The 17,643-nt window shown below is 72.9% G+C and carries 12 protein-coding genes and 1 riboswitch; of the genes, 4 read left to right on the top strand and 8 right to left on the bottom strand.

Annotated elements, in window-relative coordinates; translation table 11 throughout:
• Nucleotides 1-20 precede the first annotated feature (20 nt).
• From HNQ01_RS09350 to HNQ01_RS09380, 7 genes are all read right to left on the bottom strand, one after another.
• Nucleotides 21-686, bottom strand: a complete 666-nt coding sequence (locus HNQ01_RS09350; protein WP_173805116.1) for an amino acid ABC transporter permease — start codon at nt 684-686, stop codon at nt 21-23.
• Between the two features lie 19 nt (nt 687-705).
• Entirely contained in the window at nt 706-1,449 is a 744-nt protein-coding gene (locus HNQ01_RS09355; RefSeq protein ID WP_173805117.1) for an amino acid ABC transporter permease, read from the bottom strand.
• 70 nt (nt 1,450-1,519) lie between these two features.
• Nucleotides 1,520-2,413 carry an amino acid ABC transporter substrate-binding protein gene (locus HNQ01_RS09360; RefSeq protein ID WP_173805118.1) on the bottom strand — a complete coding sequence of 298 codons (894 nt, stop codon included), beginning with the start codon at nt 2,411-2,413 and terminating at the stop codon, nt 1,520-1,522.
• A gap of 80 nt (nt 2,414-2,493) precedes the next feature.
• On the bottom strand, nt 2,494-3,459 hold the full coding sequence (locus HNQ01_RS09365) for a transporter substrate-binding domain-containing protein (protein WP_173805119.1): 966 nt from the start codon (nt 3,457-3,459) through the stop codon (nt 2,494-2,496).
• 148 nt (nt 3,460-3,607) lie between these two features.
• Nucleotides 3,608-4,183 (bottom strand): TMEM165/GDT1 family protein, encoded by a 576-nt coding sequence (locus tag HNQ01_RS09370; RefSeq protein WP_217427478.1) that lies wholly within the window; start codon nt 4,181-4,183, stop codon nt 3,608-3,610.
• Nucleotides 4,184-4,291: 108 nt separating this feature from the next.
• Nucleotides 4,292-4,404, bottom strand: a riboswitch (yybP-ykoY riboswitch).
• Nucleotides 4,405-4,433: 29 nt separating this feature from the next.
• Entirely contained in the window at nt 4,434-4,772 is a 339-nt protein-coding gene (locus tag HNQ01_RS09375; protein ID WP_173805121.1) for a YegP family protein, read from the bottom strand.
• Between the two features lie 85 nt (nt 4,773-4,857).
• Nucleotides 4,858-5,940, bottom strand: coding sequence for a MerR family transcriptional regulator (locus HNQ01_RS09380; protein ID WP_173805122.1), 1,083 nt, complete (start codon nt 5,938-5,940; stop codon nt 4,858-4,860).
• A 138-nt stretch (nt 5,941-6,078) separates the two neighbouring features.
• Here HNQ01_RS09380 and HNQ01_RS09385 point away from each other — a divergent pair, with 138 nt between their 5' ends.
• The 4 genes from HNQ01_RS09385 (at nt 6,079) to HNQ01_RS09400 (ending at nt 16,396) form a co-directional block, all read left to right on the top strand.
• Nucleotides 6,079-7,164 (top strand): NAD(P)/FAD-dependent oxidoreductase, encoded by a 1,086-nt coding sequence (locus HNQ01_RS09385; RefSeq protein WP_173805123.1) that lies wholly within the window; start codon nt 6,079-6,081, stop codon nt 7,162-7,164.
• Nucleotides 7,161-8,471 carry an FAD-binding domain-containing protein gene (locus HNQ01_RS09390; RefSeq protein WP_173805124.1) on the top strand — a complete coding sequence of 437 codons (1,311 nt, stop codon included), beginning with the start codon at nt 7,161-7,163 and terminating at the stop codon, nt 8,469-8,471. The genes HNQ01_RS09385 and HNQ01_RS09390 overlap by 4 nt, the downstream gene beginning before the upstream one ends.
• The gene (locus tag HNQ01_RS09395; protein ID WP_173805125.1) at nt 8,392-9,159 is read left to right on the top strand and encodes an SDR family NAD(P)-dependent oxidoreductase; all 768 of its coding nucleotides are present in this window, start codon (nt 8,392-8,394) and stop codon (nt 9,157-9,159) included. The genes HNQ01_RS09390 and HNQ01_RS09395 overlap by 80 nt, the downstream gene beginning before the upstream one ends.
• 124 nt (nt 9,160-9,283) lie before the next feature.
• Complete coding sequence (locus HNQ01_RS09400) at nt 9,284-16,396, top strand: calcium-binding protein (RefSeq protein WP_173805126.1); 7,113 nt, start codon at nt 9,284-9,286, stop codon at nt 16,394-16,396.
• Between the two features lie 46 nt (nt 16,397-16,442).
• On the opposite strand, the gene HNQ01_RS09405 is transcribed toward HNQ01_RS09400, so the two are convergent.
• The gene (locus tag HNQ01_RS09405) at nt 16,443-17,627 is read right to left on the bottom strand and encodes a PLP-dependent transferase (protein WP_173805269.1); all 1,185 of its coding nucleotides are present in this window, start codon (nt 17,625-17,627) and stop codon (nt 16,443-16,445) included.
• Between the last annotated feature and the right edge of the window lie 16 nt (nt 17,628-17,643).

Raw genomic sequence — 17,643 nt, forward strand, 5'->3', positions numbered from 1 at the left:
GGGAGTCCTCGATCAGGAATTCAGCGAATGATGGCGATCTTCTTCTGCAGGTGCTTGACCAGCATCGACAGCGAGAAGCAGATGGCGAAATAGACCAGCGTCGCGACCAGATAGGTCTCGATCGGACGGTTGAAGTTCTTGCCGGCGCTCTCGAAGCCCTTGAGCAGGTCGTAGGCGCCGATCGCGTACACCAGCGAGGTGTCCTGGAACAGGATGATCGTCTGGGTCAGCAGCACCGGGATCATGTTGCGGAAGGCCTGCGGCAGCACGACCAGCTGCATCGTCTGGCGGTAGCTCATGCCCATCGCGTAGCCGGCGTAGACCTGGCCGCGCGGCACCGACTGGATGCCCGCGCGCATGATCTCCGAGTAGTAGGCCGCCTCGAACAGCGTGAAGGTCACCAGCGCCGAGAGCTCGGCGCCCATCGGGCGGCCGATCAGCAGCGGGATCAGCAGGAAGAACCACAGGATCACCATCACCAGCGGGATGGAGCGCATCGTGTTGACGTAGGCGGCGGCCGGCGCCTCCAGCCAGGGCTTGCCCGACAGGCGCATCAGCGCCAGCAGCGTGCCCAGCACGATGCCGCCGATCATCGCCACCAGCGTCAGCTGCACCGAGAACAGCAGGCCCTTGGACACGTAGGCGGAGAGGATCTCCGCGTTCAGGAAGGAGAAGTCGAGTTGCATGGGAAGTCCTCGGCCGCGCTCACTTGCCCGCGCCGATCGTGCCCGGGATGCGCATCCGGCGCTCGATCACCCGGGCGACCTGGTAGATCAGGATCGAGGTGATGAAATAGAGGGCGGTCACCGCCAGGTAGATCTCGATGCCGCGCGAGGTCTCCTCCTGGGCCTGGCGGGCGAACATCGTCAGCTCGGCCACCGAGACCGAGAAGGCCACGGACGAGTTCTTGACGATGCCCATGCTCTCGCTGGTCAGCGGCGGGATGACGATGCGCAGCGCCATCGGCAGCAGCACGAAGCGGTAGGTCTGCGGCAGCGTCAGGCCCAGCGCCTGGCCGGCCATGCGCTGGCCGCGCGGCAGGCTCTGGATGCCCGCCTTGACCTGCTCGGACACCCGCGCCGAAGTGAAGAAGCCCAGGCCCAGCACCACGAGCAGGAAGCTCGGGATCTGCTTGAGGGCCGGAACCAGCTCCGGGATGACGAAGTACCAGAGAAAGACCTGCACCAGCACCGGAATGTTGCGGAACAGCTCCGTCCAGGCGTCGCCCAGCAGCACCAGCCACCGATTGGGCGTCGTTCTCAGGATGCCCATCAGGCAGCCGAACAGCAGAGCCACCGCCAGCGCCAGCAGCGAGACGGACGCCGTCCAGCCCCAGGCCGAGATGATCCAGTCCAGATAGGTGATGTCGCCGCCATCGCCGAAGCAGCGCGGCACGACCTCGCCGTCGATCGTGTTCCTGCAGAAGACCTGCCAGTCCCAGTCAGCCAAGAGCTTTCTCCTCGTTCTTCATCGTCAGCATGGACGGACCCGCCCGGACCGGGCGGATCCGCCTTCAGGGTCACTTCTTCGCGTACTCTTCGGCCGGCTTGTCGTTGGGGTGGGCCCAGGCGGCCTTGGTGGCCTCGGACAGCGGCAGGCCGACCGCGGTGTTGGAGGGCGGGATCGGCTGCATGAACCACTTGTCATAGAGCTTGGCCAGGTCGCCGCTCTTGATCATGCCCTTGATGCTGTCGTCGACCGCGGCCTTGAACTCGGTGTCGTCCTTGCGCAGCATGCAGGCGATCGGCTCGACGTTGAGCACCTCGCCGACGATGCGGAAGTCCTTCGGGTTCTTCGACTTGGCGATGTTGCCCGCCAGGATCTGGCCGTCCATCACGAAGGCGTCGGCGCGGCCCGAATCCAGCAGCAGGAAGCTGTCGGCGTGGTCCTTGCCGAAGACTTCCTTGAAGTCGACGCCGTTGGCCTTCTCGTGCTTGCGCAGCAGCTGCACCGAGGTCGTGCCGGTGGTGGTGGCGACGTTCTTGCCGTTGAGCTGGGCGATCGAGGTGATGCCCGAACTGGCCTTCACGGCGATGCGCACTTCCTCGACATAGGTCGTCACCGCGAACGACACCTGCTTCTGGCGCGCGGCGTTGTTGGTGGTGGAGCCGCACTCGAGGTCGACGGTGCCGTTCTCGACCAGCGGGATGCGGTTCTGCGAGGTCACCGGCTGGTACTTGACCGTCAGCGACGACAGGCCCAGCTTCTTGCGCAGGTCGGAGGCGACGCGCTCGGCCATCTCGGTGTGGAAGCCGACGTACTTGCCGTCGCCCAGCGTGAAGCCCAGCGCGCCGGAGGACTCGCGCACGCCCAGCGTGATCGTGCCGCTGGACTTGATCTTGTCGAGCGTGCCGGAGGCCTGCACGGCACCGGTGGCCAGCAGCACGGCGGCGAGAACGAGGGATTTCTTCATGGCTCTTCCTTGTGTGGGTTGAGTGACGGGGTGGACGGTTGGAGGGTGAGCGCGCTGCGCGGCACCGGGGCTGACGGAGATCAGCCGAGCGGCTGGTCGTTCGGGCGGCGCTGCAGCTGCAGCATCGCCGGCGATGGCGGCCAGTTCAGGTTCAGGCCCTTCGGCGGGATCGGGCTCTGGAACCAGCGCTGGTAGGTGCGCATCGCCTCGCCCGACTGCAGCAGCCGCACCAGCGCGCGGTCGACGGCCGCCTTGAAGTCGGTGTCGCCCCGGCGCATCATGCAGGCGTAGGCCTCCTGCGACATCGGGGTTCCCACGACCTCCCAGTCGTCGGGCCGGACCGCACGGGCGCGCGCGCCGAACAGCAGCGCGTCATCCATCATGAAGGCCTCGGCGCGGCCCGACTCGAGCGCGAGGAAGGCCTCCTCGTGGTCGCGGGCGGTGACGAAGCGCATGTGCAGGCCGCGCCGCTCGGCATGGGTGCGCAGCAGCCGCTCCGACGTGGTGCCCGCGGTCACCACGACCGTCCGGCCGTCGAGGTCGGAGAAGTCGCGGATCGGCGAGCCGCGGCGAACCAGCAGCCGCGTGCCGGCGATGAAGAAGGTGGTCGAGAACGACACCAGGCGGGCGCGGTCGGCGGTGTGCGTCGTCGAGGCGCACTCCAGGTCGACCGTGCCGCTGCGCACCAGCGGGATGCGGTTCTGCGTCGTCACCGGCACCAGGCGGATGGTCAGCGCCGGCAGCTTCAGCTCCGCCTTCAGGCTGTCGACGACGCGCAGCATCAGCTCGTGCGAGTAGCCCACCACGCGCTTGTGCGAGTCGTAGTAGGAGAACGGCACCGAGGACTCGCGGTGGCCCAGGCTGATCGTGCCGGTCTCGACGATGCGGCGCAGCGTCTCCGACTCCGGCAGCGCCTGCTCCGGCACCGGGCGCTGCGCCAGCGCCGGACCCAGCGCCAGCGCCAGCAGCGCGGCCGCACCGGCACGCCGCCAGGCCTGCAGGCCGCGGCGGCTGTCCGGGAGGGAGATCGGGAGGGCGTCGTTCATTGCACCAGAACAGAGCATGACTCGTGCCAGCTCGTCGCACCCCGGCCGCCCGAGGGACGCGGCAGGCCCGCCGCCCCGAGGGGGGCCGGCAATCCGTCACGCCCGCCACGCGGGCAATCGGATTTCCGGACGGACGCGGAACAGGACGTCAGAACAGCCGGCCGACGTTGAGCAGCGTCATCACGCCCAGCACCGCGAAGATGGCCGCGGAGATGGCGTGCACCAGCTTCATCGGCAGCTTCGTCGCCGCCTTCTCGCCGATCAGCACCGCCGGCACGTTGGCCAGCATCATGCCCAGCGTCGTGCCGCAGACGACCTGCACCAGATCGGCATAGCGCGCCGCCAGCGCGACGGTGGCGATCTGCGTCTTGTCGCCCATCTCGGCCAGGAAGAAGGCGATCACGGTCGTGCCGAAGACGCCGAAGCGGCCGCCTTCGGCCTCGGCATCGTCGATCTCGTCGGGCACCAGCATCCAGCCGGCCATCGCCAGGAAGGACAGGCCGATGACCCAGCGCAGCACGTCCGGCCCGAGCATCCGGGCCACGCCCTCGCCGACCGCGCCGGCCAGCGCGTGGTTGAGCAGCGTCGCGGCCAGGATGCCCAGGATGATCGGCCCGGGCTTGCGGAAGCGCGCGGCCAGCAGCAGCGCCAGCAGCTGCGTCTTGTCGCCGATCTCGCCGAGCGCGACGACACCGGTGGACACCAGGAAGGGTTCGAAGGACATGGGAACTCCGGGGCCGGCGGTGGACAGACGACGATGACCATGCAGCACCCCCGGCCCGTCCGGAGGCTGCATGGTCATCGGTCTTGCCGGACCCGGGCGACGCAGGCGGCGCGCCGCGGGCTTCCCGCGCCATGTCCGTGAGGGACAAGCATGTTGACGCGGGCACCGGATGCAGGTCGAGGCCTGGCGGATCCGGTCAGCTACTCCCCGATGACGGGAAACGGGCGCATTCTAGCGCCGGAGCCGCCGTTCAGGCCGCGCTCAGGTCCTTCAGCTCGGCCTCGGGAGCGTTGCGCGCGACCGACAGGATGCCGTTCTCCATGCCGGAGGCCGCGGCGTACATCTCGCTCTGGCCGACGATCTGGCCGTTGCCGGCCTTCAGCACGAAATAGGGCTCGCCCGCACGCGACTCGCGCCGCTCGAACCGCTCGGGCTGCGCCGCGTTCGTGCGCACCGACTCGATGCCGTTGAGCGCCGCCGCGCGGCTCGCGTAGCTCTGGCTGCTCAGGATGACCTGATGATTGCCGGCCTTCAGCACGAAGCGGAAGCTGCCGGTGCCCGAGGGAAGAAGCTCGAAGGTGCCTGCCATCGCGATGCCCGTCACGGAGGTGGAGAAGGAAGGCGCCCACCCTAGCCCGCGGCGGCCGCCGGCGCAGCCGGAGCAACCCGCAGCTTCAGGCGCCGGCAAGGCGGCCGGACTCCTCCAGGTTCCAGCCCTCGTCGGCGGCGAGCTGGCGCAGCGCCTGCTCGAAGCGGCTGCGCGCCAGGCCGGCCACATGGCCGAGCTCCTGGTGCAGCCGCCGGTCGGCGGGCGTGTCGACCGCGCAGCGCGCGCTGTAGCTCTCGAAGTCGCCGAGCAGCTGGATCAGCTCGGCCAGATGGCGCGGGCACTCGCACAGCACGCGGCTGGTCAGGCCGGCCACCCGCGCCAGCACCTCGGGCGAGAGATGCGGCACCGCCGCGGGCGCCCCGCCCTGCGCCGGATCCCCGGACGCGGTCTCGGCGCCGGCCGCACCGCCGGGCCCGCCCAGTTCGGCCAGCGTCGCGCGCAGCACCCGCGCCATCTCGGTGCGCCCGAGCGGGCCGCGCCAGACGCTCGCCCCGGCCTCGCGCAGGCGCTGCACCAGCCGGTCCGAGCCGAAGCCGTAGACCAGCAGCAGCTCGCGCACGGCGCCCTGCCGGTGCCAGTCGAGCAGCTGCTCGACGCCGTCGGGATGCAGCGTGTCGATCTCCAGCGCCAGCAGGTCGAAGGCGCCGGGCTGGGCGGCCAGCCGCGACTGCGCGGCCCAGTCGAGCAGGCGGTGCTCGCCCGGCAGCGCGCCGAGCTGGGCGGCCAGCCGCGCCGGCAGCGTGCGCCCGCCGCAGCACACCACCAGCGGCCGCGGCACCGGACGCGCCGGCGCGGCACCAACGGGCTCGCGCTCGTGGCGCGGCGCCGGGCGCGGCTCGGCCGCCGCCCCCTGGCCCTGCAGCAGCAGCGCCTGCAGCGCCGGCTCGGCCAGCGCCGCCAGCATGCCGATCGCATGCCCCTGCTCGACCAGCGCGCGGATCATGCCGAGCCGGCGCACGTCGGCCGACGAGTACAGCCGATGCCCCGAGGGCGACTGCGGCGGCGAGACGATGCGGTAGCGCCGCTCCCACACCCGCAGCGTCGCCACCGCGATGCCGGTCATGCGCGCCACCGCCGCGGTGCGGAAACGCGGCACGCCATCCTCGCCCGACATCGACACCGAGTCAGGCCCCGAGATTGTCGCCATGCTGTGCTCCTTTTGTCCTGTCTAGCCCCCTGGCCAGCACTGAATTACCCATTGAAGTGATTTTGCATCGCTTCAAACACAGGTCATCATACGCTCCAGCGGCATTTCCTGCCGATGTTCAGCGATTCGGAGTTCCTGATGTCCTCATCCTGTCACGAGACACCGGCCGCCCCCCTGCCCCGCGTCGCGGTCATCGGTGCCGGCATCGCCGGGGCGATGTGCGCACGCCGCCTGGCCGACGCCGGGGCGCGGGTGACTCTGCACGACAAGGCCCGCGGCCCCGGCGGGCGCATGTCGACCCGGCGGCATGGCGACGGGGCCGAAGCGCGGCACCTCGACCACGGCGCGACCGGCTTCGAGAGCCACTCGCTCGATCTGCTGCCCTGGCTGCGCCAGGGCGTGGCGCAGGGCTGGCTGCGGCGCTGGAACGCGGTGCGGCCCGAGGGGACGGAGCCGTCGCGCTGGGTCGCGGTGCCGGGCATGAACGAGCTGGTGCGCCGGCTGCTGCACGGACTGCCGCTGCAGGCCGGGCGGGCGGTGGTGGCGCTGCACCGCGACGACGCCGGCTGGCAGGTGCAGCTCGACGGCGAGGCCGCACCCGGCCCGCAGCGCCACGACGCGATCGTGCTGGCCATGCCGCCGCGCCAGGCCGCGGCGCTGCTGGCGTCGCACCAGCCGGACTGGGCGATGCAGGCGCTGCAGGCGCGCATGCAGCCCTGCTGGACGCTGATGGCCGAGACGGACGAGCCTCCGGCCTGGGACTTCTCGCTGGCCCGACCGGCGCACGGCCCGCTCGAGCTGCTGGTGCGCGACGACCTCAAGCCCGGGCGTCTGCGGCGGCCCGGGCGCGCGCTGTGGGTGGCGCAGGCCCGCGCCGACTGGTCGAACGCCCAGGTCGACCTGCCGGCCGAGGCGGTGGCGGCGCGGCTGCTCGACGCGCTGCGCGCCGAGGTCAATCCGGGCGGCGACCTGCGGCCGCATTTCGCCACCGCGCACCGCTGGCTCTACGCCCGGCCGGAGCCGCTGCTGCGCGCCGGACCGGCCTGCTGGTGGGAGGCCGGCCAGGGGCTGGGCGTCTGCGGCGACTTCCTGGGTGGCGGCACGGTCGAGCTGGCGGCGCTCTCGGGCCTGGATCTGGCCGAGCGCATCGGCCGCGAGCCGCCGCGTCCGGCGCAGGAGCGGCCCCCCCGGGCCGAGGCGTGGCGCCAGGAGCAGCCGGCATGAGCCCCGACCCCAGCCGGCCTGAGGCGCTGCGCCGCATCGCCGCGATCGACGCCGAGGCCTACGCCCGCACCCGCAACGCGCTGGACGGCGCCGTGACCGGCCTGTCGCCGTGGATCACGCACGGCATCGTCACGCCCGCCGAGGTGCTGGCCGGCGCGATCGCCGCCCACCGTGCCGCCGGGCGCAGCACGCCGATCGGTCTGCAGCACCGGCTGGTGATGGAGCTGGGCTGGCGCGAATACTTCCGCCATGTCTGGCACCACCGCGGCGACGCGATCCTGCGCTCGCTGCACGAGGGCGTGCTGCCGGGCGCCGCCTATGCCGACGCGGTGCCCGACGATGTGCGCCAGGCGCGCACCGGCGTGCCGGTGATCGACCGCGCGGTGCGCGAGCTGCACGCCCGCGGCCATCTGCACAACCACGCCAGGCTGTGGCTGGCCAGCTATCTGGTGCATCTGCGCAAGGTGCACTGGCGCGCCGGCGCCGACTGGCTGTGGCCGCGCCTGCTCGACGGCGATCTGGCCAGCAACCATCTGAGCTGGCAGTGGGTGGCCGCCACCGGCAGCCGCAAGCCCTATCTCTTCAACGCCGAGAACGTCGCCCGCCATGCGCCGCCCGAGTGGCACAGCCCGGGCAGCGTGCTCGACACCGGCTACGAGAGTCTGGAGCGCATCGCGCGCAGCCCGGCGCCGGTGCGCACCCGCCCCCGGCCGGAGGCCGAGGGCTGCCCCGAGCCGGCGCTGCAGGCCGAGCCGCCGGACGGCCTCCCCACCCGCCTCGGCGCCGAGCTGCACGAGCAGGTGCGCGGCCGCGAGGTCTGGCTGGCACACCCGTGGGCGCTGGGCGATCCGCCGGCCGACCTGCCGCCAGGCACCGTGGTGATCGGCCTGCTGGTGGCCGAGACGCACCGGGCCCGGCCCTGGAGCGCCGCGCGCTGGGACTTCGTGACGCCCCGGCTGCGCCAGCTCACGCCACATTGCGCGCTGGCGCCGCTGGCGTCCTGGCAGACGCTGCTGCGTGACGCGCGCCGGGTCCATGCCCGAGACGACCCGCATCTGCACCCGGCGCTCGAAGCGCTGGCCACCGACCTGCGCCCGGCGCCGCGGCTGTTTCCGCACATCGAGCGGCCCTGCGATTCCTTTTCCCAGTGGTGGACCCGCGTCGGGCGCGAGCTCTCGCCCGCCGACCCCGTCCTGTCCCTTGTTTGCCCCGTTCCAGGAGACCCTGATGTCGACCTCGCCGCACACCCCGTCGTCCCTCCCTCCCGTCGTGCTGGTGACCGGCGCGCGCGGTGGCATCGGCCGTGAGCTCTGCCGCCGGCTGAAGGCCGACGGCCTGCGGGTGGCCGCGGTCGGGCGCGATGCCGGCGCCCTGCAGCCGGTCGAGGCCGACCTGCGCATCGCCGCCGACACCACCACGCCCGAGGGCGCTCAGCTCGCGGTGGCCGCCTGCCAGGAGGCCTTCGGCCAGGCGCCGCAGCGGCTGGCGCACTGCGTCGGCAGCACGCTGATCGCGCCGCTGCACCGCACCCGCGCCGAGCAGTGGGCCGAGTTGCGCCGCGTCAACCTCGACAGCGCGGTCTTCATGCTCGGCGCCTGGATCGAGGCGCTGCGCGCGGCCGGCCAGCCGGGCGCGGCGGTGCTGTGCAGTTCGGTGGTGGCGCGCATCGGCGTGGCCAACCATGAGGCGATCGCCGCGGCCAAGGGCGGCGTCGAGGCACTGGCGCGCAGCGCGGCGGCCACCTACGCGCCGGCCGGCCTGCGCATCAACGTGGTCGCGCCCGGCATGACCGAGACGCCGATGACCGCCCCGATGCTCAAGGTCGAGGCGATGCGCGAGGCCGCCGCGCGCCAGTACCCGCTCGGCGGCGTGCAGGGTGCCGACACGGTGGCCGCGACCGTGGCCTGGCTGCTGGGCGACGAGGCCTCGCGGCTGACCGGCCAGGTGATCGCGGTCGACGGCGGCTTCAGCACCGTCAGACCGCTGGTTCGCTGAGCGAGCCATCCCCCTGACCCGGGGAGTCGCGCCCGGCAGGCGCTCGGCAGAATGCCCGATCTGAATTTTCTGATAACACTGGCGCCCGACCGGTCCCGCGCCAGACACCTGGGGAAATCCGATCGTGAGCACCGAGTGGAACGGCACTGCCGGCGATGACTTTCTCGATGGCGGCAGCGGCGACGACCGCATCGACGCCGGCGCGGGCAACGACTTCATCGCCGACACCTCCGGCGAGAACACCCTGCTCGGCGGCACGGGCGACGACCTGCTGATCGGCCGCGGCACGATGGCCGGCGGCGCCGGCGACGACCAGATCTGGTCGGGCGACTACGGCCACGCCGACACCTACCTGTTCGGTCTGGGCGACGGCCAGGACAGCGTCAGCGAGCTGGGCTCGGGCCCGGCGGCCGACGGCGGCACGCAGCTCGACACGCTGCAGTTCGGCGCCGGCATCGGCACCGACGCGGTGATGCTGCGCCGGCGCGACGGCGACCTCGCCTTCGTGCTGGCCAGCGGCGAGTCGATCACCTTCCGCGACTGGTTCGTCGACGCGGCGGCGCAGATCGAGCGGGTCGTCTTCGCCGACGGCAGCGTCTGGGACCGGGCGATGCTGCGCTCCATCGCCATCGCCGGCGCGGGCGGCGATGGCGCCGATCCGCTGTCCGGCTGGGAAGGCAGCGACCGGCTCGACGGCGGCGCGGGCGACGACACGCTGCTGGGCGGCGCCGGCAACGACACGCTGGCGGGCGGCGACGGCCGCGACTCGCTCGACGGCGGCACCGGCAACGACAGCCTGTCCGGCGGCGACGGCGACGACCTGCTGATCGACGCCAGCGGCAGCAACACGCTCGAGGGCGGCGCCGGCAGCGATCTGCTCGGCGGCAGCGGCACGCTGGCCGGCGGCCAGGGCGACGACACGCTGCAGTCGGCGCAGCTGTCCTCGGCCGACACCTACCTGTTCGGCCGCGGCGACGGCCGGGACACGATCATCGAGCGCGGCTACGGCAGCGCGCAGGGCAGCACGGCGGTCGACCGGCTGCTGCTCGGCGCGGGCATCGATCCGGCCGCGACGGCGGTGAGCCGCAGCGGCGACGACCTGGTGCTGGACTTCGGCGGCGGCGACATGGTGACGCTGCAGGGCTGGTTCGCCGACACGCTGGCGCGGCTGGAGCAGATCGTCTTCGCCGACGGCAGCGTCTGGGGTGAAAACCAGCTCGCGCTCGACGTGGCGACGCTGGCCGGCAGCGACGGCGACGACCGGCTGGCCGGCTGGGACGGCAGCGACCTGATCGACGGCGCCGCCGGCGACGACCGGCTGGAGGGCCGTGCCGGCAACGACGTGCTGCAGGGCGGCGACGGCCGCGACACGCTCGACGGCGGCACCGGCAACGACTCGCTCGACGGCGGCCAGGGCAACGACACGCTGCTCGACCTGTCGGGCAGCAACACGCTGGCGGGCGGCGCGGGCGACGACCTGCTGATCGGCCGCGGCACGATGGCCGGCGGCACCGGCGACGACACGCTGCAGGCCGGCGCCGTCGACTCGGCCGACACCTACCTGTTCGAGCGCGGCGACGGCCACGACACGCTGGTCGAGTCCGGCTACGGCCCGAAACAGGGCAGCACGACGCTGCTCGACCGGCTGCTGCTCGGCGCCGGCATCCTGCCCGGTCAGGTGGACGTGACGCGCCAGGGCAATGACCTGGTGCTGGACATCGGCGGCGCGGAGGGCGGCGGCGACACGATCACGCTGAAGGACTGGAGCGTCTCGAGCCTGAACGAGATCGAGCGCATCGTCTTCGCCGACGGCACCGTCTGGACGCCGGACACGATCGCCGCGCGGCTGATCGGCGTGCGCGGCAGCGACGGCGACGACCGCCTGGACGGCGGCAGCGGCAGCGACTCGCTCGAGGGCGGCGCCGGACGCGACACGCTCGACGGCCGCGAGGGCGCCGACTGGCTCGACGGCGGCGCCGGCGACGACCTGCTGCACGACGAGAGCGGCGCCAACACGCTGGTCGGCGGCCAGGGCGACGACCGGCTCGAGGGCCGCGGCACGCTGGTCGGCGGCACCGGCGACGACACGATGGTGTCGACCGACTTCTGGAGCGGCGACACCTACCGCCATGCGCTGGGCGACGGGCAGGACCGCATCCTCGACAGCGGCGCGGCCACGACGCTGGGCGGCGGCATCGACCTGCTCGAGCTCGGCGCGGGCATCGCGCCCGACGCGGTCGTGCTCGAGCGCAGCGGCGACGACCTGCGCCTGGTCGTCGGCGAGGGCGATTCGGTCACGATCGAGGGCTGGTTCGCCGACGGCACGCACCCGCTCGAGCAGATCCGCTTCGCCGACGGCACCGTCTGGACACCGGCGACGATCGCCTCGTTCAGCCTGCCGCTGGTCGGCGGCGACGGCGACGACCGGCTCGCAGGCAGCGACGGCGCCGACCTGATCGACGGGCGCGGCGGCCAGGACACGCTCGAGGGCGGACTCGGCGACGACACGCTGCGCGGCGGCGACGGCGACGACCGCCTCGAGGGCGGCGCCGGCCGCAACCGGCTCGACGGCGGCGCCGGCCAGGACTGGCTGCAGGGCTCGGGCACGCTGGCCGGCGGCCAGGGCGACGACACGCTGCGCTCGGAGGCGACCGACTCGGCCGACACCTACCTGTTCGAGGCCGGCGACGGCCATGACCGCATCGAGGAGACCGGCCTGATCGACGGCAGCGACGTGCTGCAGCTCGGCGCCGGCCTCGACGCGGCGACGACGCGCATCGTGCGCGCCGGCAGCGACCTGCGGCTGGAGTTCGCCGGCGGCGACGGCGTCGTGCTGGGCGGCTGGTTCGACGACGCCTCGCACTGGATCGAGCAAATCCGCTTCGCCGACGGCAGCGTCTGGACACTCGACACGCTGCGCGGGCTGCCGATCGAGGCCGCCGGCAGCGAGGGCGGCGACACGATCGCCGGCTGGAGCGGCCGCGACCGGATCTCCGGCGGCGGCGGCGACGACCGGCTCGACGGCGGCGACGGCAGCGACACGCTGCTGGGCGATGCCGGGCAGGACACGCTCGACGGCGGCGACGGCAGCGACACGCTCGACGGCGGCGACGGCAACGACACGCTGATCGACACCCGCGGGCGCAACCTGCTGCAGGGCGGCGCCGGCGACGACCGGCTCGAGGGCAGCGGAACGCTGGCCGGCGGCACCGGCGACGACACGCTGGCGGGCGCGCCGCTGTGGTCGAGCGACACCTACCTGTTCGGCCGCGGCGACGGCCACGACCGCATCGTCGACGTCGGCCAGGTGCCGGGCGGCGACAGCACGCTCGACGACGTGCTGCAGTTCGGCGCCGGCATCGGTGCGGCCGATGTCGCGCTGCGGCGCGACGGTGCCGACCTGCGCCTGGAGATCGGCGGCAGCGACAGCGGCGACGCGGTGACGATCGCCGGCTGGTTCGACGATGCGCGCCAGCGCATCGAGCAGGTGCGCTTCGCCGACGGCACCGTCTGGACGCTCGAGACGCTGCGCGGCATGGCGACCTCGCTGCAGGGCAGCGCCGGCGACGACCGCCTGGTCGGCTGGGACGGCATCGACCAGCTCGACGGCGGCGCCGGCGCCGACACGATGACCGGCTTCGGCGGCGACGATCTCTACCGGGTCGACGATGCCGGCGACGTGGTCGTCGAGGCGGCCGGCGGCGGCATCGACCGCATCGACAGCAGCATCAGCCTGACGCTGGCCGATCAGGTCGAGCAGCTGCAGCTGCTGGGCGACGCGGCGCTCGACGGCCGCGGCAACCTGCTCGACAACCTGCTGCGCGGCAATGCCGGCGCCAACCGGATCGAGGGTCTGGCCGGAGCCGACACGCTCGACGGCGGCGCCGGCAGCGACACGCTGATCGGCGGCAGCGGCGACGACCTCTACCGGGTCGATGCGGCCGGCGACGTGGTCGTCGAGGCCGCCGGCGAGGGCCAGGACACCGTCGAGGCCGCGGTCTCGTGGCAGCTCTCGGCCGGGATCGAGGAGCTGGTGCTGACCGGCAGCGCCCGCGACGGCAGCGGCAATGCGCTGGCCAACCGGATCACCGGCAACGCCCAGGCCAACCGGCTCGACGGCGGCTCCGGCGCCGACACGCTGGTCGGCGGCGCCGGCGACGACACCTATGTCGTCGACCAGGCCGGCGACCAGATCGTCGAGCTCGACGGCGAAGGCAGCGACACCGTGCTGGCGTCGATCAGCCTGACGCTGGGCGCGACGCTGGAGAACCTGACGCTCCTCGGCAGCGCCGCGCTCGACGCCACCGGCAACGCGGCCGCCAACCGCCTGGACGGCAACGCCGCGGCCAACCGGATCGACGGCGGCGCCGGCGCCGACACGATGGCCGGCGGTGGCGGCGACGATGTCTACCGGGTCGACGATGCGGACGACCGGATCGTCGAGCTGGCCGGCGGCGGCAACGATCTCGTCATCGCGAGCCGTTCGTGGACGCTCGCCGACCAGATCGAGCAGCTGCAGCTCGAGGGCGATGCCGCGCGGGACGGCACCGGCAACACGCTGGCCAACCGCATCGAGGGCAACGCGCAGGCCAACCTGCTCGACGGCGGCTCGGGCGACGACACGCTGCTCGGCGGCGACGGCAACGACACGCTGCTCGGCGGCGCGGGCAACGACCTGATGAGCGGCGGCACCGGCAACGACGTCTACCGCGTCGGCTCGGCCGGCGACCGCACCGTCGAGCTCGACGGCCAGGGCACCGACCGGGTCGAGGCCGCGCTGTCGTGGACGCTGGGCGAGTCGATCGAGGAGCTGGTGCTGCTGGGCAGCTCGGCGATCGACGCCACCGGCAACGCGCTGGGCAACCGGCTCGAGGGCAACGCGGCCGACAACCGGCTCGACGGCGGCGCCGGCAACGACACGATGATCGGCGGCGCCGGCTGGGACACCTACATCGTCGACTCCGGCGGCGACCAGATCGTCGAGCTGGCCGGCGGCGGCACCGACAGCGTCATCGCCTCGGTCGACCTGACGCTGGCCGCGGAGGTCGAGAACCTGACGCTGACCGGCTCGGCGCTGCAGGGCAGCGGCAACGCGCTGCGCAACCGCCTGGTCGGCAATGCCGGCGGCAACCGGCTCGACGGCGGCGCCGGCATCGACACGATGGTGGGCGGCGCCGGCGACGACACCTATGTCGTCGACGATGCCGGCGACCGGGTCATCGAGCTGGCCGGCGAGGGCCGCGACATCGTCGTCAGCAGCGCCGCCTGGTACACGCTCGAGGCGAACGTCGAATGGCTGAGCCTGAGCGGCAGCGCCCACATCGGCGGTGCCGGCAACGCGCTCGACAACCTGATCGAGGGCAATGCCGGCAACAACCTGCTCGACGGCGGCGCCGGCGACGACACCCTGGTCGGCGGCGACGGCAACGACACGCTGCTGGGCAACAGCGGCAGCGACCTGATGGTCGGCGGCAACGGCGACGACCTCTACCGCATCGGCATCTTCACCGACGAGGTGGTCGAGTACGCGGGCGGCGGCCACGACACCATCGAGTCGCATGTCTCCTGGGTGCTGGGCGACCACATCGAGGACCTGATCCTGGCCGGCACCGCCTACCTGTCGGGCACCGGCAACAGCGCCGACAACCGCCTGACCGGCAACAGCGGCTACAACTACCTCTCGGGCGGCGAAGGCAACGACACGCTCGACGGCGGCATCGGCGCCGACACGCTGGTCGGCGGCGTCGGCAACGATGTCTTCATCGTCGACAGCTCGGCCGACGTCATCGTCGAGGACGACGGCGAAGGCACCGACCTGGTGCTGAGCAGCGCGCGCAGCTTCACGCTGGCCGACGCGGTCGAGAACCTGCAGCTGCTGGGCAGCGCCGGCCTGGCCGCGACCGGCAACGCGCTGGGCAACACGATGACCGGCAATGCCGGCAACAACCTGCTCGACGGCGGCGCCGGCAACGACCGCCTGCTCGGCGGCGCCGGCGACGACAGCCTGCTGGGCAACAGCGGCAACGACACGCTGATCGGGGGCAGCGGCAACGACTTCTACCGCGTCGGCGCCAGCGGCGACGTGGTCATCGAGGAGGCGGGCGAAGGCATCGACACCGTCGAGGCGCACCTGAGCTGGACGCTGGGCGCCAACATCGAGAACCTGGTGCTGGCCACCACCGCCAGCCTCTCGGGCACCGGCAACGCGCTGGCCAACGTCATCACCGGCAATGCCGGCAACAACCAGCTCGACGGCGGCGCCGGCAGCGACACGCTGGTGGGCGGCGCCGGCAACGACATCTACCTGGTCGACGTGGCCGGCGACGTGGTCAACGAGGCCGCGGGCAACGGCTTCGACATCGTCATCAGCACCGCGACGTCGTACACGCTCAAGGCCAACATCGAGCAGCTGGCGCTCAGCGGCAACGGCGCGATCTCCGGCTGGGGCAACGACGGCGACAACCTGATGACCGGCAGCTCCGCCGACAACCTGCTCGACGGCGGCGCCGGCAACGACACCCTCTACGGCAACGCAGGCAACGACACCCTCTACGGCAACGCCGGCGACGACTCCATGCTCGGCGGCACCGGCGACGACCTCTACCGCGTCGCCAGCGCCGGCGACACCGTCGTCGAGCTCGCCGGCGAGGGCTCCGACTCGGTCGAGGCCTACCTGAACTGGACGCTGGCCGCCAACGTCGAGAACGCCACGCTCTACGGCAGCGCCACCGCCCTGACCGGCAACGCCCTGGCCAACCGCCTCGTCGGCAACGCCCTGGCCAACTCGCTGAGCGGCGGCGACGGCGCCGACACCCTCTCGGGCGCCGCCGGCGCCGACACGCTCGCCGGCGGCAGCGGCGCCGACACCTACCTGTTCTCGCGCGGCAGCGGTGCCGACCGGGTGCAGGAGAACGACGCCAGCGCCGGCAGCACCGACCTGCTCGCCTTCTCCTCGGGCATCGCCACCGAGCAGCTCTGGTTCCGCCACCTCGGCAACGACCTGGAGGTCTCCATCATCGGCACCAGCGACAGCGTCACCATCGACGGCTGGTACCTCGGCACGCAGCACCAGGTCGAGCAGATGCGCACCAGCGACGGCCAGACCCTGCTCGCCGCCGATGTCGACGCCCTGGTCGATGCGATGGCCGGCTTCGCCGCGCCGGCGCTCGGCCAGACCACGCTGTCGACTTCGCTGCGCACCACGCTGCAGCCGGTCATCGCGGCGGCCTGGAACTGAAGCCGACAGAAGGCCGGTGGGAGGCCGGCGGGAGGCCGGCGTCCGATCAGCCCTTCAGCGCCGCGTCGGCCGACGCGGCCAGATCGGCGATCAGGTCGTCGACCGCCTCCAGGCCGATGCACAGCCGCACCAGCGTGCCCCGGAACGGCGTGGCCAGGCTGCGCATCGCGCGGGCCTCATAAGGCACGGCCAGGCTCACCGGCCCGCCCCAGGACCAGGCGATGCGGAAGAAACGCAGGCCGTCGACGAAGGCCTCGACCGCGGCCCGGTCGAAGCGCGGATCGAGCTCCAGCGTCAGCAGCCCGGCGGCCGAGCGGCACAGCGCCGCCCAGTGCTCGTGGCCGGGCGAGCCCGGCAGCGTCGGGCTGAGCACCCGCACGAACTCCGGCCGGCCCTGCGCCCACTGCGCGATGCGCCGCGCCGCGGCGTCCTGCGCCTCGTAGCGCAGCCGCATCGAGGGCAGCCCGCGCAGCACCGCCTCGACATCGTTCATCCCCACGCCCAGGCCCAGGCGCGCATGCGCCAGCGCCAGCCGCCGGTGCAGCGCCTCGTCGCGGCAGGCGACCGAGCCCATCAGCACGTCCGCGCCGCCCGAGGGGTACTTGGTCAGCGCGTGCACCGTCAGGTCCACCGCCAGCCCCTCGCCCAGGTCGAAGGCGTCGAAGGCCAGGCCGGCGCCCCAGGTGTTGTCCAGCGCGACAAGCGCCTGCGGCGCGCGCTCGCGCACCCGCCGCACCAGGCCGCGCAGGTCCGGGAACTCCAGCGTGACCGAGCCCGGCGCCTCCAGCCAGACCAGCTTGGTGGCGGGCGTGAGCGCCGCCTCCAGCGAGGCCGCGTCCATCGGGTCGTAGACCCGGTGCGCGATGCCCCAGGCCTTGAGCTCGTGCGCGGCGAAGCTGCGGCTCGGGCCGTAGACGTTGTCGGGCAGCAGCAGCTCGTCGCCCGAGGCCAGCAGCGCGATGTCGACCAGCGTGATCGCCGCCAGGCCGCTGGGGGCCAGCAGGACGTGGTTCGCGCCCTCCAGCGTGGCCAGCCGCGCCTGCAGCGTCAGCGTGGTGGGCGTGCCGTGCAGGCCGTAGGTGTAGCCGCTGCCGTCGATCCACTCGGTGCGGCGCAGCGCCTCGACCGACGGGAAGAACACCGACGAGGCCTTGTGCACCGCGGGCAGCTGGGCATCGAAGCCCGCCGGCGCGGCGTACGGGTGGTGGACCTGCGCGGTCTCCGGCTGCATCGGGCGGCTGGGGGCG

The sequence above is a fragment of the Sphaerotilus uruguayifluvii genome (assembly GCF_013294065.1).
Lineage (GTDB): Bacteria > Pseudomonadota > Gammaproteobacteria > Burkholderiales > Burkholderiaceae_C > Sphaerotilus > Sphaerotilus uruguayifluvii.